The sequence below is a fragment of the Candidatus Nitrosopumilus sp. bin_7KS genome (assembly GCF_054095835.1).
Map to the genome: position 1 here is coordinate 185,307 of NZ_JBSWSO010000002.1, position 13,608 is coordinate 198,914.

The window sequence follows — 13,608 nt, forward strand, 5'->3', positions numbered from 1 at the left end:
GAGAAATTACTTGAATGACGGAGCTTTACCAAAAGAAGATTCTGATTTTAGTCTTCCAGGAAGAATAGATGAGAGCGACGCTGCATATTTTGGACCAGAAATAGAAACAAAATCAAAAGGCAAGTCACTTGCAATATTTGGAATAGCCTTCGTCATAGTTGCCGCAGGAGTATTTGCATATTATTTTCTAAATCAGAGTGAAATTGATTCACAAATTCTTGATAATACTACCTTTAAGACATTGGAGGAAAAGATGGCAAAACACTACGGAGTTGGACAATTTGGGAGTGAGCATGCACATGCAGCATTAACAGTTTTTGTAAATGGTAATCAATTAGATTTTTCACACCCACAGTTTCAAATTCAAAGTAAGTACATTCATTTTGAAAATAACAACCCATACTTAATTCACAAGCATGCAACTAATGTTCCATTGGATATGTTGTTTACATCATTTGGATTAAAAATAACAGAAAATTGCATAGAGTTAAGTTATCAATCAGGTACAAATGAACACTGCATTGATAAAAATAATTCTATAGTGTTTTTGGTAAATGGGAAATCTATTTCAAACATCAACATCTATGAAATAAGACATAATGATAGAATTTTAATTTCATTTGGGGATTCAAAATTAATTTCAGAACAAATAGAATATTTAGAAGGACTAGAAATTCATGACATTCCTAAAATCAACAAAGTAGTTCCTGGAAATAATATCTCTATTTGAGTCGGTAAAAAATAGATTCAATGTATAGTGATCCTTTTAGAGTATTAATGAGTTAGAAAATAAAATGAGCGATTGTGCACACACTTGGAGAAAGAAACTACGACTACAAGAATTAATGGTTATTGCTAAACGTGAAATTAATTCAGGTGAAGAGATTGATCTAGTTTTTGAAATACTAGAAGATGAAATGCAAACACGCTGGAGATTTGTTAGTAGTACAAGGCGGCAATACTTGGATGATATCAAGAGAATTTTGGCAAATCAGTATGTTTTGACAGTATAGAATTGATTTTTAAGATATGAAGTAGTACTGTATACATGGTACTCGCATACATTGGAATTGCAATAGGAGTTTTGATAGTATTAATTCTAATTGTAAAAATTTCAAGGACCAATCCACGTGAAGTTGCAGGAATTGATATATTTTGTAAAAAGTGTGGGCTTGAGACAAGAGGTATGAATTGTCCCAAATGTGAAAAAAAATCCAAATCATTTGGCATCTAATTTACATTGTATAGTGATGCTTTAATGAAATGATTTCAAAATTTAAACATGTCAGAGATGATTACAGAATATTTTACCTGTGAGATTTGCCATGAAAGTCATTCTATCTCACATGATCAAGTAAAAGATAAACTAACTACTTGTAACAGTTGTTGGTTGAAGATGGGGATTTGGGAAAAGTATGAAGAATCTGATTCGGCGAATTAGATTCCAATACGCTTATGTTGAGAATTCTTTGTGAAAACTCATGGAAGAAGAATATAGGAAAATTATGATAAAACAGAAAAAAGAATTTGAGGAATACAAAACGAAAGAAGGAGATTCAGATATTATATTTAATAAAAAAGACAACAAGGAAAAGAAATGAAGCCTTTCCTAATTATTGCAATAGTAATTCCAATTATTGTTGCCGCAGTTTTTGCAGTTTTTTTCGTACAGTCAATGCCTCAACAAAATTTTGAAAATACATCTGAAGAATCACGTGATGAGGCCACATGGCAATTATATCAAAAAACATACCTTGAACAAGAGTGTAGAGAGCAATTCATAGGCCAACCAGACCAACTAGAAGATTGCTATGACAGAATAGATGAAGAGCAAAGATTGAATCCACCTACCAACCCCAACGAATCAAAATCAGATTGTTCAATTCAATGTCTTGTTTATGATCCGGTTTGCGGTGAAGATGGAATTACTTATGGTTGTGGTGTTGAAGATGCAGCATGTCATGGAATTAAAGTTGAATATGAAGGAGAATGCATTGTTTCAACAAATCCACCAAAATAAAACGTAACTCTTAAGTTCATACATTTTAAAAAATCATTGTGAAGCCATTATCCATTGCAGCATTAGTTGTTGTACCCTTTGTGTTGTTTATAGCAGCTGGATTAGTATACCAATCACAAACTGGGACAGATATTGTCACAGGAGAAAAGACAGGACTTGCAGCTAAAGAAGTAGGACAAAAACAATTTGAGAATATTTATAAAAATAAGCCGGTCCAAACACAGAAAGATTTTGATTCTCACAAATGCATTGGAGATGCCATATGCATTTCACAGTTAATCACAGAAGTAATTGATGGGGATACTATCTACACTGCAAATTATAAAATCAGACTGTCCCTAGTTGATACACCTGAGAAAAATGAGCCAGGGTTTATTGAGGCCACTACATTTACTGCTAAAATGTGTCCTGTAGGAAGTTATATCACAATTGATCAAGATGATATGCAGCTTTATGACCAGCACGATAGATTACTTGCAAATATTTTCTGTGATGGGAAATCACTAAACTCTGCATTACTGTACAACGGACATGCAGAAATTTCTACACGATATTGTGATATCAGTGAGTTTTCAGATTATCCATGGGCTCAAAAGTTCGGATGTGTAATGCCTGAAGTTGTAGAGTTGTCTGATAATTGTGATTCTTCATATCCTGATTTTTGCATTGTACCATATCCACCAGACTTGGATTGCGGTGACATTGCACAGAAAAGATTCACAGTGCTATCACCTGATCCACATGGGTTTGATGGAGATGGAGACGGCATTGGTTGCGAATCCTAGATTTCTTTGCTGAAAATTAAAGATATACTTAATTTTGCAATTGTTTGAAAAAAGTAATGAAGCTAGAATCTATCAAGATTTTGGTAAGTGAAATAGACTACAAGCTTGGCCGTATTGAATTCTTCAAGGAAAGACTAGAAAAGTGGGAAAACAAAGAAGACAAAGAATACGAGCAATCACTGAGAAGACTAGACAAGCTTGTAGATGAGGCAGCTAATTTGCTGCAAATTATGAAACTAGAAGAATTAGATAATTTCAAAGAATATGAAAAGATACTAGCTAAGCTAAAGGATTAGTTTCTCTTTGGCAAGAATGGAATTATAGAGCGTACAAACTCCATGACATTCTTTGTTTGAATGTAGACAGTTCCAGGACCCGTGATTTCAATTACTAGGGCTTCTCCTCCAAACAGAGTTGTTTTGAGACTGCCATGTCTTCTAACTTCATAGCCTGCCGTGGAACTTAACGCCACTAGCTGATAGTTGTCAATTATCATCTTCTCACCGGGGTTTAGTGTATGTGAGATGATTCCACCCCATGCGTTTACAAAGATTTCTCCATTGCCGACTGTCTTTAGCATGAACATGTTTGTTCCAAAGATTCCCTTTGTGAATCCCTGCCATTTAGTATCCAGTGTTAGGTCTCCAGTTGAACCTACAAATGCACCTGATGAAACAATAAACTCTTCTTGTATTTTGATTACCTGGATATCTCCCAATGTATTACCAGTTAGACCCAGCTTGCAGTTGTCCTCTTGTGCGATGAACTCATTTACAAAAAATGATTCACCGCCAAATGCTGCAGCCTTGATAGACTTTAGAAAGCCACCCTTTCGCATTCTAGTATCAGTTAGGATGTTGCCTTTGATGTATACCATGGATGCAGCCTCTGCTGTAACTTTTTCATCTTTGTTTAGTGTGAATTCGATTAATCCCATCGGGTTTTTTAGAATTTGGTATTCCAATGGTTGTGTATTATAGTATCATGATTTGAATATTTCTTTAGGCGTGATAACTATGCAGAACTATGCAGTTTTTTGAGATATTATAATTGATTTAGTGTTGACTCAAGGTTAGCTAAAAACACTTGAAATCTAGTAAATGAGAAAAGAATGATTAGTAAAACATGGCATTGGTACAAGAAAAGAAAGGTGGACGATATACAAAAGATGACAAGATAAAACGTCAAAATGAAGTATTTAGATTACATTTTGAAAGAGGATACTCTGCAGTAAAAATTTCGGAAATGATGAAAATTAATCGTAATACCATTAATTCAGATATCAATTATTGGTATGCTATACTCACAAAAGAATGGAATAGTTATGATTTAGATTCATGGTGTATGAAACAGATGCATAGATTAGAATCGCAAAGAGCAAGATTGTTTAAAGAATTAGAAAATGTAAAAGAAATATCATTAAAACTATCAATTGAGAAAATGATTTTAGATATAGATACTAGAATGATGAATTTTGTTTCAAAGTCAATATCAGTTAATGAGTCAATAAAGAATGGAACAATAAGTTCAGTTAATCATTGGGCAGAAGAGAAAAAAGTAGATCTTAGATTGATAGATACAAACAAAATAACATATGCAACTGCAAAAACAGCTCAAGAAATTGAAAAATTGTTAGACAGGGATTGGAATGATAATCGTGGAGGAATGTAATTTCAAAATTCATTCATGAATATTTGATCATTAATTCCCTCAGGATTATTGGAATAATTAGTAAATCCCTTAATTTTAAAAATAAAAAAGAAAGATTAGTTAGCAGGAACTACAATTCCTCTATCTATCATCTTAAGTGCAGAATCTGCGTGTAAGCACATTGCCACACCGTTTGATGCCTTCATTACAAGACTGTATCCTTCACGACACTCTACTTCTGCAGAATCAATTCCTGCAGTCATTTGTGTACGTGGGGAAATCCATGCAAGCTGCATGTCTTTTGCCTTTTCAATGAATTCTTCTCTAAGTTGTTGTTTTTGCTCGTCAGATAATTCAGATGATTTTTCGCGGAGTTCTGCCTTGTAGGCTTTCATCTCTGCTAGCCTTTCACGAACATCAGATTTGCGTTCATCAGACATTTTGAATTTCATCTTTAACATGTGATCTTTGTATTTCATCTTGATTTCAGAACGTTTCTTATCAGAATCTTCTCCGAATTTTGATTCAAATTTCTTCTTGATTTCATCTGCTCTTTCATCAGAGATATCACGTTTGTCCATGATCATGGCCTTTAGACGGTCAGATTTGTCAGAGAACTTTACCATTTTGTCATGTAGCTTGTCTTTGGCCACATCAGACATTTTGTCCTTTGCAACGTCTGACATTCTATCAAACTCATGAGGCATTCCCATCTTTTCATGATGCTCCATCTTGTAGGCTTCTTTTTCTTCAGGTGTCATTTCACACCATTCAGATGCCTTCTCAACAAACTCTGCATCAAATGTACTTGCTGCAAGTTCCGCATCAGTTAGTTTACAGAATCTCTCATAATCCAAGTGGACAGTTTTTTGGTCATGCATCTTGTCTTCCATATGGGCAATGTATTCGTCTTTGTGTTCTTCAATGAATTTCATTCTTGAATCTTCATCAGTTAGGACACAGTATCGATTCATCTTTTCAACATGGTCTTCTGCTTTGTCATGTTCTGCAACATGTGCTTTTTTCTCAGCATCTGTCATATCACAGTATTTGTCCAGCATCATTCTCATGTCTTTTTTGTAATCCATACGATTATCTTTAACATAATCTCTGAGTTCCATTCTGATTTTATCACCATGCTCTTCAATGAGTTCATCGATTGCATCTTGTTCCTCTTCAGACAAATCACAATAGTTTGCTAGTCTGTCAGTAAATGGTGCAAGTCTTGGATGGTCTGCTAGTAATTGACGTTTTTTATCATCATTTAGTTCACAGTATCTATCAAGTAAGTCATCAAGATCAAAATCATCTTTGTATCTGTCGTCGTTTACGTCTGAATCGTCATCGTCTGTTTCATCTCGTGTCTCCAGGTCTATTGCATCAATGACATCATCGAGTGAATTCTTACGTTCATCCTCATCTTCTATTTCACAGATGATTGCAAGTTTCTCTGCATATTCATCTAGTTCATATTTTGATAGGATGTCGCTTTGTTCATCCAAAGTCATTTCACAAAAGCCTTCTAGAATATCATCGAGTTCATCTGAATCAGCAAATGCCGTGTTTCCAGCAGTAACGCCAGTAAACATAATCAGTGAAAATACAACGCTTAGAAGTTGTGTGCTTTTCATTGCTAGACTTTTTTTCTCATAGATATAAAGAAACACGAAGGATCCTGTGGTAATTGTTATATGCAAATGTCCGATTTGATCAGTTTTAGGCATAGTAATTTCTCACCCATAGAAAGATGGACAAATCATTAGTAATTTCTTTTAAACAATTTTGGATAATTTTTTCATGCTTACAGAAGAAGAAGAGGAGTTCATTGAACAACTATCAGCATGGGCAGAATCCATAGGGATTAACCTAGACAGAGATCCGGAGCAGTTGTAGTATTTGAACACGCACTTTGTTAAGTAAAAAATTTGCAAAGAACAACCATGAAATATATCGGAACAACCAAACTGGACCACGGAATAGTAATGCACTATGAGAATAGCTGTGGCAACATTGAATCTCATTTTATTGAAAATAATTCTTGTTGATTACAAAACTAAAATACATAGATAGAGTCATCAATTCTTATGGATACATTTGATGCAATCAAAGAAAGACGTTCAGTGAAACACTATGATCCTTATCACAAACTTACAGAAGATGAAATAAATCAGCTAATGTCATTGGCAGTTTTATCACCAACATCATTTAACATGCAAAATTGGAGATTTGTTCTAGTCAAAGATTCAGAAATCAAAAAACAGACTCGTGCAGCAGCATGGGACCAAGCTCAGGCTACTGATGCATCATTGCTAATTGTAGTTTGTGCCAATTTGAAAGCATGGAAGGATAATCCTGGACAGTACTGGATAAATGCCCCAAAGGAAGCTCAAGACTTCTTGGTATCAGCAATGGGCCATTTTATGAAGGAAAGGATCAACTGCAAAGAGATGAGGCGATGAGGTCTTGCGGAATTGCAGCTCAGACAATAATGCTTGCTGCAAAATCAATGGGGTATGATTCAAATCCAATGATTGGCTTTGATCCTCAAAAAGTAGCTGAAATTATCAAATTACCAGATGAGCACATAATCTCAATGCTAATTGCAATTGGAAAGCAAACAAAGCCTGCGATGCCACGTGGAGGACAACTACCAATAAGCAAAGTTGTTTTTACTGACAAATTTTCATAGAATTAGAAACAAAAAATGGCAAAAACTCCCCTATACAGTGACAAACATATAGTAATTTTCAAAGATAGATTACGCTTCAAATCTTTGGTATTGTCATGGGGCAAAAAAGACGTAATGTTTAATCATATTAAAAAAATTTCAGAGAGAAAAATGGGATTATTCTCAGGAAGACTGCAAATCTCAGGATCAAATAACTTTAGGGATTGGTTTTATTTTGATGCCACACGTCCTGCAAAGAACAAGGCAATTGTTTTAGAGACTGATTACAAGATTTACAAAAGATTATGGATTACTCCTGAAAGACATAGTACTGCATTGAATATTTTAAGAAAGATTATTTGAACATGAAATCAATTAACACACTAAACAAAAAGATTGCAAGCTGCAAAAAATGTCCTAGACTATCTGAATACATTAGAGATGTTGCAAAAAACAAAGTAAGAAGATTCAAAGAAGAAAAATATTATGGCAAACCACTTTCAGGATTTGGTGATGTAAAAGCCAAATTACTGATTGTCGGATTGGCACCAGCTGCTCACGGAGGAAACAGGACAGGAAGAATGTTTACTGGGGACTCATCAGGGGATTGGTTATTCAAAGTAATGCACAAACATGGATTTGCATCTAGTCCAACCAGTCAAACTGCAGATGATGGATTGATTTTAAATAATGCATACATTACTGCAGCAGTCAGATGTGCACCACCACAAAACAAACCAACAAGAGACGAGATGGATACGTGTTTTAATTATTTAGAGCAAGAAAAAGAAATTCTAACAAACATTACAACCATTCTCTGTCTTGGAAAAATAGCATATGATGCCACCTGTAAACTATACAATGTCAAACCAGAAAAGTTTGGACATAACAAACTATTCTCTTATGACGGATTTAAAATTCTAACATCTTATCACCCTTCAAAACAAAACACACAGACAGGCAGACTAGTATGGAATCAGTGGTCTGCTGTATTTGCCAAAGCTAGAAAATTAACAAAATAGAAGACAGAAGTTTTCTGTGGGTTATCCTTTACAATGCCAAGCAGTATGCATTGACATGTAACACGACAATAGGATATTGTGCTTGAATATCCCAATATTCTGTCTTCGATGTTACTAGGCGATAATGAATAATAAAGCAGATCAGCTAGATCATGAAAATTTGTATAGATTTAATTATATTTTTAAATGAATTTTAAGAATTTCTCCAGTACTCTTTAAATTTCATTTTAACTCAATATACATGACGAGGTCTATCATACCTGCTGAGATTCAGAGGAGAAACTTTGAGGAAGTGGGCAGATAGGAATAGGAAGACACGGAAGGGGTAAAAGTATCCAAAATTCGTCTGGTTTTCCACTATACCTCGTTTCACATTTCGTTTTTAATTCTAAACAAATGGATTTGTAATAGCCTTAATTGTAAAAACAAGATCATCATATCAAATACAATGAATATCAAAATTGGCTGTACGGGATGGAGCTATCAAGGATGGTCAGGTACATTTTATCCCAGAAATCTAAAGAGTTCTGAATGGCTCAAATATTATTCTCAACTTTTTGAGATTACAGAGATAAATTCAACATTTTACAGAATTCCTGCTCAAGAGATAGTCCGACGATGGAATGCAGATACCCCCAGACATTTTAGATTTACAGCAAAGTTTCCATCAGTTATTACGCATGAAAAGAGACTAGACAGAGTAAATTCAGAGATTTTTTCATTTTTGGCATCACTTTCTCCAATTCATGAAAAAATTTCAGCGCTAGTTTTGCAGCTCCCGCCATCATTAACATTTGAAGAGGCAAAACCAAGACTCGAGGAATTATTTGAACTGCTCCCAGAGGATTTTCTGTATCCCATTGAAGGCAGACATGAATCATGGTTTTCTGATGATGCAATTGCATATCTTAAACTACACAAACACTGTCTTGTATGGAATGAAGTTGCAGGAGTGAACAACCCAATGCCAATAACATCAGACTATCTTTATGTCAGATTGATTGGAGACCGTTCCATTCCAGATTCTGAATTTGGAAAAGTTGTAAAAAACAAAGACAAGATAATTGCAAGTTGGGCAACAAAACTACAGAACATCAAAGATATTCCAAATGCAATGGTAATGGCAAACAATCACTTTGAAGGGTTTGGTCCTCATACTGCAAACTCTTTGAGAATGCAGCTAGGGATGCGTGAGTTAATCTGGGAAGAAAAGAAACAAAAAACATTAGGAAGTTTTTAGATACAACTCATTTCAAGGAATAACAGCATTTGATGCAATACCGATTGTTTCTCCAAAGTAATATCCAGATAAAATAGTTCCAGCAGACCAAACACAGGAACCTGCAAAAGTATATGTCACAAACTTTGGAATTCTCATTTTAAGTAAACCGGCAGGAACAGAGATCATTTCCCTCATTACTGGAACCATTCTTCCCAAAAATACTGCCTTGTCACCATATTTTTCAAACCAAATTTCAACTCGTTCTAATTTTTTTTCATTTACCTTGACATATCTCAAGTAACGAAGCAAAACCACACGTCCCAGTTTTAATGCAATAAGATAGATTACAGATGTTCCAATTGTTGCACCTATTCCGCCAAGTATGATCATCGGAACTAGTCCTAGCAAAGTAATTCCTTGCTGCGATGCAAGAAAGCCAGCAGTTGGAAATATTGCCAATGTAGGAATTGGTGGAACTATAGTTTCAAGTAGCGCAGCTAGAAAAATCCCCTCATAGAGATGATCTCCTAAAAACTCTGCAATCCACATAAGAAAAGAATCAAAAGGTTCCATTTGCTTCTGGCAATGAAATCTCACTAAATTACCTTACGAGTAAAAACTACCATATCCTAGTCATAATTTATGCAAAAATCAAGGCTTGAGGAAAACTTTCAGTGTATCAGGCTTTTTTGCATGCTGTATAGCTTCTGAGAATTTCTCCAATGAATAAGTAGAATCAATCATAGAATCAACTGAAACAATTCCTGAAGATAGTGCATCAATTGCAGGTTTGAATAATCCACAACGAGAGCCAACCAAAGTAATCTCATTGATTATAGTTGGAGTCAAATCAAAATTTTCTCGGGATGCAATAGTTGATTTTAAAATTACAGTTCCACGAGGTTTTATCAATTTCATAGTGTCTGCAAATCCAGAATTACTTCCAGTAGCTTCAACTACCAAATCAAATGACTGTTCATCAGAAGGTTCTATACCGATTTTGATTTTAATTCCACTATTTACCAAACTCTCAAGTTTGCTTGCATGTTTACCAAAGCATGTTAGATTAGGACATGTCAATTTTAAAACTTGAATAATCAGTTGTGCCAATCTCCCATCACCAACAACTGCAACACTCCACTGTGGTTGCAATGTCACCTGTTCTTTAATCTCAAAGGCAGCAGCTAGTGGTTCAACAAAAACTGCTTGCTCATCAGTTACACTATCAGGTATAACATGCAAGTTTTTTTCAGGTAATGAAAGAAATTCTGCAAACGCGCCATTGCGTTTTAGAATTCCAAGTACGGTTCTGTTAGGACAATGTCTATCCATTCCCTTTTGACAAAAATCACATGCACCACATCCTGCATTAATCTCACCTACAACTCGTTTGCCAATTAATTCAGGATTTTCAGATTTTTCCACAGTTCCAACAAACTCATGACCCAAAATCCCATCATACGCCATGTATCCGTCTAAAATTTCCAAATCAGTTCCACAAATTCCAGCTAAATTTACTCTAACTAGAGCCTCCCCAGGTTTAGGATCAGGGAAATTAATATCATAAATCATATTTTTTCCATCAAAACATGTTGCCTTCATGAATTGAACAATGCTGTATTGTAATTTTAAAATAGTGAATTACTCAAAAGATTATTTTTAAATAATTTAGTTTTATGATAAGTGCATGCCAAGAATTTCTCACTTTGATATTCCAGTGGATAATCCAGAGAGAGCACAAAAATTCTACAGTGATGTGTTTGACTGGAAATTTGAGAAATGGGATGGTCCAATGGATTACTGGATGGCAAAAACTGGAACAGAGCAACCAGGAATTGATGGAGGAATGTCAAAAAGAATGCCAGGACAAATGGGAATGACTAATACCATTACTGTTCCATCAGTGGATGAATTTGCAAAGAAGATTACCAAAAACGGAGGACATTTGCTTATTCCAAAGATGGCAATTCTAAAAGTAGGATGGTTTGCTCAATGTACAGATACAGAAGGAAACATGTTTGGCATCATAGAAATGGATGAGAAAGCAAAGTAATACCATCTAAATTAATAATCAGAAAGATTACAAATTTTCAATTGAGTTACAAGTTTTTAGATCATGCAACTGATGCCATAATCGAGGTTACAGCTAAAGATCTAAAAGAAGCATTTGCAGTAGCAGCAGATGCAGAGATCAATCTAACACTAGATCAGGATAAAGTAGAAGAAAAAGATCAAAAGAAATTTTCAGCAAGTGGAAAAGACATTCGTTATCTTTTGTATAGTTGGTTAGAAGAAATTCCATTTCTGCTAATTACTGAAGGATTTGCAATTAAAAGAATAGAATTTAACATCAAAGAAGATAACGGCTATACCATTAATGGAGTAGCGTATGGGGAACCACTGGATGTCAAAAAGCATAATTTCAAAGTCGAAATCAAGGCCCCAACATTCTATGATATGGAAATCAGAGAAAATAATGATGGTGTTTACATGCGATTCTTATTGGATCTCTAAATATGGTGAATAATTCTTCTCAATTCTCTAGAACAAATTATACGTGTTTTTTAAAAGACTTGGCTGTAAAGATACTTTCGTGAGAACAAATCTGGGATTAATTGCAACATTTTCATTAGTTATTCTAATGATTGTACCTGCATATGCAAATGTTACATCTCTTTCATTTGAGAAGAGCTTTTACACAATTGATGAGAATTTTACAATTATTGGAACTCAAGAGGGCAAAGAGATAGTTTATGTTATAATTCGTGATTCAAATGGAAATTACAAAGGAATGGTCTCAGACCCTACAACAACTCAAGGGGAATTTAGCTCTATTCCAAGAGGAGTTGATTTATTTTTTGATGCTGAAGGATTTTACAACGCTACAGGATTTACAGATAGTCAAAAAGAAGTTAATGGTACATCAATATTATTAGAATTTGATGGAAAAAAAGTATTTGAAGTTCCTGATGTTGTGTTAGAGCTAAAGGGAATAGCAGATAAAACAGTTGAGGTTGAAAAGACAATTACATTTACAGCTAGCCTTATCGATAGTTCAATTCAAAATGCAGTGTATAGTTTAAAAAATGCACCAACTGGAGCTACAATTGATTCAACTACTGGAAAATTTGTTTGGACTCCATCAAAATCTCACGGAAACATTCAGGATGTTAGTTATAATTTTGATATCATAGTAAAAGCAGGAAGTCAGGAAGACAAAGAAAATATCACAATTACAGTTAAACAAGCATATGTTGAACCAGTAAAAGAACCAAAAACAGAACCTAAAGAAACAACTCCAGAACCTCCTGCAGAACCTAAAGAATTAGGAATTGCATCATTTGTAGATGTAAAAAAAGATCCACAGAGTTACGTTGATAGATACAATACAGAGGCAACTTACAAGGGATGGTTTGATGAAAACTTTCCTGAATACGATTCAATTTACCAAGCAGTAGGACTAGAAGCGCCAATTGCATTAGCATCATTCGTTGATGAGACTAAAGATCCACAATACTATATTGATAGATACAATAATGAAGCAACTTACAAGGAATGGTTTGATGAAAACTTTGCAGAATACGATTCAATTTACCAAGCAGTAGGACTAGAAGCACCTAAAGAGTTGGCACCATTTGTTGATCCAAATTTGGATCCACAATACTATATTGATAGATACAATAATGAAGCAACTTACAAAGTGTGGTTTGATAAAACATATCCAGACATTACAATTTACGAAGCAGTGGGGTTAGATGAAGAAGAGGTTTTAGAAGAAGAGTTTGGCGAATGTGGGGTTGGAACTGATCTTGTTGATGGAATGTGTGTAATTGTTGATAATTCCAAAGGCGGAGGTTGTCTTATTGCAACTGCAACTTATGGTTCAGAGATGGCACCACAAGTTCAACTGTTAAGAGAAATCAGAGACAATCAATTGATGAGCACTGATTCAGGCGTTTCATTTATGGCTGGATTCAATGAGTTCTACTATTCATTCTCACCACATATTGCCGACATGGAAAGAGAAAGTCCAGTATTCAAAGAGATGGTAAAGATTGGAATAACACCATTACTATCTACTCTATCTGTAATGTCATATGCAGAAACAGATTCTGAGGTATTAGGATACGGAATTGGTGTAATATTGATGAATTTAGGAATGTATGTAGCTGCACCAGCTATAATCATTTTCAAAACTAGAAAATACATCAAAATCTAGAAAAATCTCTAAAAATAGTAAA

19 protein-coding genes are annotated in these 13,608 nt (G+C 34.7%); 15 read left to right on the forward strand and 4 right to left on the reverse strand.

Annotation, left to right across the window (positions count from 1 at the left end; genetic code table 11):
* Positions 1-10: 10 nt before the first annotated feature.
* The 6 genes from ACW9W4_RS01430 to ACW9W4_RS01455 all read left to right on the forward strand — a co-directional run bounded on the left by ACW9W4_RS01430 (position 11) and on the right by ACW9W4_RS01455 (position 3,101).
* On the forward strand, positions 11-730 hold the full coding sequence (locus tag ACW9W4_RS01430; RefSeq protein WP_457760754.1) for a hypothetical protein: 720 nt from the start codon (positions 11-13) through the stop codon (positions 728-730).
* Between the two features lie 64 nt (positions 731-794).
* The gene (locus tag ACW9W4_RS01435) at positions 795-1,013 is read left to right on the forward strand and encodes a hypothetical protein (protein ID WP_457760755.1); all 219 of its coding nucleotides are present in this window, start codon (positions 795-797) and stop codon (positions 1,011-1,013) included.
* Positions 1,014-1,048: 35 nt separating this feature from the next.
* Complete coding sequence (locus ACW9W4_RS01440) at positions 1,049-1,234, forward strand: hypothetical protein (protein WP_457760756.1); 186 nt, start codon at positions 1,049-1,051, stop codon at positions 1,232-1,234.
* Between the two features lie 363 nt (positions 1,235-1,597).
* On the forward strand, positions 1,598-2,020 hold the full coding sequence (locus ACW9W4_RS01445) for a Kazal-type serine protease inhibitor family protein (protein ID WP_457760757.1): 423 nt from the start codon (positions 1,598-1,600) through the stop codon (positions 2,018-2,020).
* 38 nt (positions 2,021-2,058) lie between these two features.
* The gene (locus ACW9W4_RS01450; RefSeq protein WP_457760758.1) at positions 2,059-2,805 is read left to right on the forward strand and encodes a thermonuclease family protein; all 747 of its coding nucleotides are present in this window, start codon (positions 2,059-2,061) and stop codon (positions 2,803-2,805) included.
* Between the two features lie 56 nt (positions 2,806-2,861).
* Complete coding sequence (locus ACW9W4_RS01455) at positions 2,862-3,101, forward strand: hypothetical protein (protein WP_457760759.1); 240 nt, start codon at positions 2,862-2,864, stop codon at positions 3,099-3,101.
* Here the strand turns inward: ACW9W4_RS01455 and ACW9W4_RS01460 are convergent.
* Positions 3,098-3,769, reverse strand: coding sequence for a TIGR00266 family protein (locus ACW9W4_RS01460; RefSeq protein WP_457760760.1), 672 nt, complete (start codon positions 3,767-3,769; stop codon positions 3,098-3,100). The genes ACW9W4_RS01455 and ACW9W4_RS01460 overlap by 4 nt on opposite strands.
* A 161-nt stretch (positions 3,770-3,930) precedes the next feature.
* Here ACW9W4_RS01460 and ACW9W4_RS01465 point away from each other — a divergent pair, with 161 nt between their 5' ends.
* Positions 3,931-4,476, forward strand: a complete 546-nt coding sequence (locus ACW9W4_RS01465) for a hypothetical protein (protein ID WP_457760761.1) — start codon at positions 3,931-3,933, stop codon at positions 4,474-4,476.
* Positions 4,477-4,571: 95 nt separating this feature from the next.
* On the opposite strand, the gene ACW9W4_RS01470 is transcribed toward ACW9W4_RS01465, so the two are convergent.
* Positions 4,572-6,086, reverse strand: a complete 1,515-nt coding sequence (locus ACW9W4_RS01470) for an ABC transporter substrate-binding protein (RefSeq protein ID WP_457760762.1) — start codon at positions 6,084-6,086, stop codon at positions 4,572-4,574.
* Between the two features lie 453 nt (positions 6,087-6,539).
* On the opposite strand from ACW9W4_RS01470, the gene ACW9W4_RS01475 reads away from it, so the two are divergent.
* The 5 genes from ACW9W4_RS01475 to ACW9W4_RS01495 all read left to right on the forward strand — a co-directional run bounded on the left by ACW9W4_RS01475 (position 6,540) and on the right by ACW9W4_RS01495 (position 9,385).
* Entirely contained in the window at positions 6,540-6,914 is a 375-nt protein-coding gene (locus ACW9W4_RS01475; protein ID WP_457760763.1) for a nitroreductase family protein, read from the forward strand.
* Positions 6,911-7,144, forward strand: coding sequence for a nitroreductase family protein (locus ACW9W4_RS01480; RefSeq protein WP_457760764.1), 234 nt, complete (start codon positions 6,911-6,913; stop codon positions 7,142-7,144). Before ACW9W4_RS01475 ends, ACW9W4_RS01480 begins: the two co-directional genes overlap by 4 nt.
* A 15-nt stretch (positions 7,145-7,159) precedes the next feature.
* Complete coding sequence (locus ACW9W4_RS01485) at positions 7,160-7,486, forward strand: hypothetical protein (RefSeq protein WP_457760765.1); 327 nt, start codon at positions 7,160-7,162, stop codon at positions 7,484-7,486.
* 2 nt (positions 7,487-7,488) lie between these two features.
* Positions 7,489-8,145, forward strand: a complete 657-nt coding sequence (locus ACW9W4_RS01490; protein WP_457760766.1) for a uracil-DNA glycosylase — start codon at positions 7,489-7,491, stop codon at positions 8,143-8,145.
* A 448-nt stretch (positions 8,146-8,593) separates the two neighbouring features.
* Positions 8,594-9,385 (forward strand): DUF72 domain-containing protein, encoded by a 792-nt coding sequence (locus ACW9W4_RS01495; protein ID WP_457760767.1) that lies wholly within the window; start codon positions 8,594-8,596, stop codon positions 9,383-9,385.
* A 12-nt stretch (positions 9,386-9,397) separates the two neighbouring features.
* Here ACW9W4_RS01495 and ACW9W4_RS01500 read toward each other — a convergent pair whose 3' ends face one another.
* Both ACW9W4_RS01500 and ACW9W4_RS01505 read right to left on the reverse strand, forming a co-directional pair.
* Positions 9,398-9,940: a DedA family protein gene (locus ACW9W4_RS01500; protein WP_457760768.1), complete on the reverse strand. Its 543-nt coding sequence runs from the start codon at positions 9,938-9,940 to the stop codon at positions 9,398-9,400.
* Between the two features lie 78 nt (positions 9,941-10,018).
* Complete coding sequence (locus ACW9W4_RS01505; protein WP_457760769.1) at positions 10,019-10,969, reverse strand: MDR/zinc-dependent alcohol dehydrogenase-like family protein; 951 nt, start codon at positions 10,967-10,969, stop codon at positions 10,019-10,021.
* A gap of 85 nt (positions 10,970-11,054) precedes the next feature.
* Here ACW9W4_RS01505 and ACW9W4_RS01510 point away from each other — a divergent pair, with 85 nt between their 5' ends.
* From ACW9W4_RS01510 to ACW9W4_RS01520, 3 genes are all read left to right on the forward strand, one after another.
* On the forward strand, positions 11,055-11,420 hold the full coding sequence (locus ACW9W4_RS01510; RefSeq protein WP_457760770.1) for a VOC family protein: 366 nt from the start codon (positions 11,055-11,057) through the stop codon (positions 11,418-11,420).
* Positions 11,421-11,461: 41 nt separating this feature from the next.
* Positions 11,462-11,881 (forward strand): archease, encoded by a 420-nt coding sequence (locus tag ACW9W4_RS01515; protein WP_457760771.1) that lies wholly within the window; start codon positions 11,462-11,464, stop codon positions 11,879-11,881.
* A gap of 79 nt (positions 11,882-11,960) precedes the next feature.
* The gene (locus tag ACW9W4_RS01520) at positions 11,961-13,586 is read left to right on the forward strand and encodes an Ig domain-containing protein (RefSeq protein ID WP_457760772.1); all 1,626 of its coding nucleotides are present in this window, start codon (positions 11,961-11,963) and stop codon (positions 13,584-13,586) included.
* The last annotated feature ends 22 nt before the right edge of the window (positions 13,587-13,608 follow it).

Bases quoted from the DNA above. Each gene is read 5' to 3' on its own strand.
- ACW9W4_RS01435 (WP_457760755.1), top strand. From the start codon at position 795: ATGAGCGATTGTGCACACACTTGGAGAAAGAAACTACGACTACAAGAA.
- ACW9W4_RS01440 (WP_457760756.1), top strand. From the start codon at position 1,049: ATGGTACTCGCATACATTGGAATTGCAATAGGAGTTTTGATAGTATTA.
- ACW9W4_RS01445 (WP_457760757.1), top strand. From the start codon at position 1,598: ATGAAGCCTTTCCTAATTATTGCAATAGTAATTCCAATTATTGTTGCC.
- ACW9W4_RS01455 (WP_457760759.1), top strand. From the start codon at position 2,862: ATGAAGCTAGAATCTATCAAGATTTTGGTAAGTGAAATAGACTACAAG.
- ACW9W4_RS01465 (WP_457760761.1), top strand. From the start codon at position 3,931: ATGGCATTGGTACAAGAAAAGAAAGGTGGACGATATACAAAAGATGAC.
- ACW9W4_RS01470 (WP_457760762.1), bottom strand. From the start codon at position 6,086: ATGAAAAGCACACAACTTCTAAGCGTTGTATTTTCACTGATTATGTTT.
- ACW9W4_RS01475 (WP_457760763.1), top strand. From the start codon at position 6,540: ATGGATACATTTGATGCAATCAAAGAAAGACGTTCAGTGAAACACTAT.
- ACW9W4_RS01480 (WP_457760764.1), top strand. From the start codon at position 6,911: ATGAGGTCTTGCGGAATTGCAGCTCAGACAATAATGCTTGCTGCAAAA.
- ACW9W4_RS01485 (WP_457760765.1), top strand. From the start codon at position 7,160: ATGGCAAAAACTCCCCTATACAGTGACAAACATATAGTAATTTTCAAA.
- ACW9W4_RS01490 (WP_457760766.1), top strand. From the start codon at position 7,489: ATGAAATCAATTAACACACTAAACAAAAAGATTGCAAGCTGCAAAAAA.
- ACW9W4_RS01495 (WP_457760767.1), top strand. From the start codon at position 8,594: ATGAATATCAAAATTGGCTGTACGGGATGGAGCTATCAAGGATGGTCA.
- ACW9W4_RS01500 (WP_457760768.1), bottom strand. From the start codon at position 9,940: ATGGAACCTTTTGATTCTTTTCTTATGTGGATTGCAGAGTTTTTAGGA.
- ACW9W4_RS01505 (WP_457760769.1), bottom strand. From the start codon at position 10,969: ATGAAGGCAACATGTTTTGATGGAAAAAATATGATTTATGATATTAAT.
- ACW9W4_RS01510 (WP_457760770.1), top strand. From the start codon at position 11,055: ATGCCAAGAATTTCTCACTTTGATATTCCAGTGGATAATCCAGAGAGA.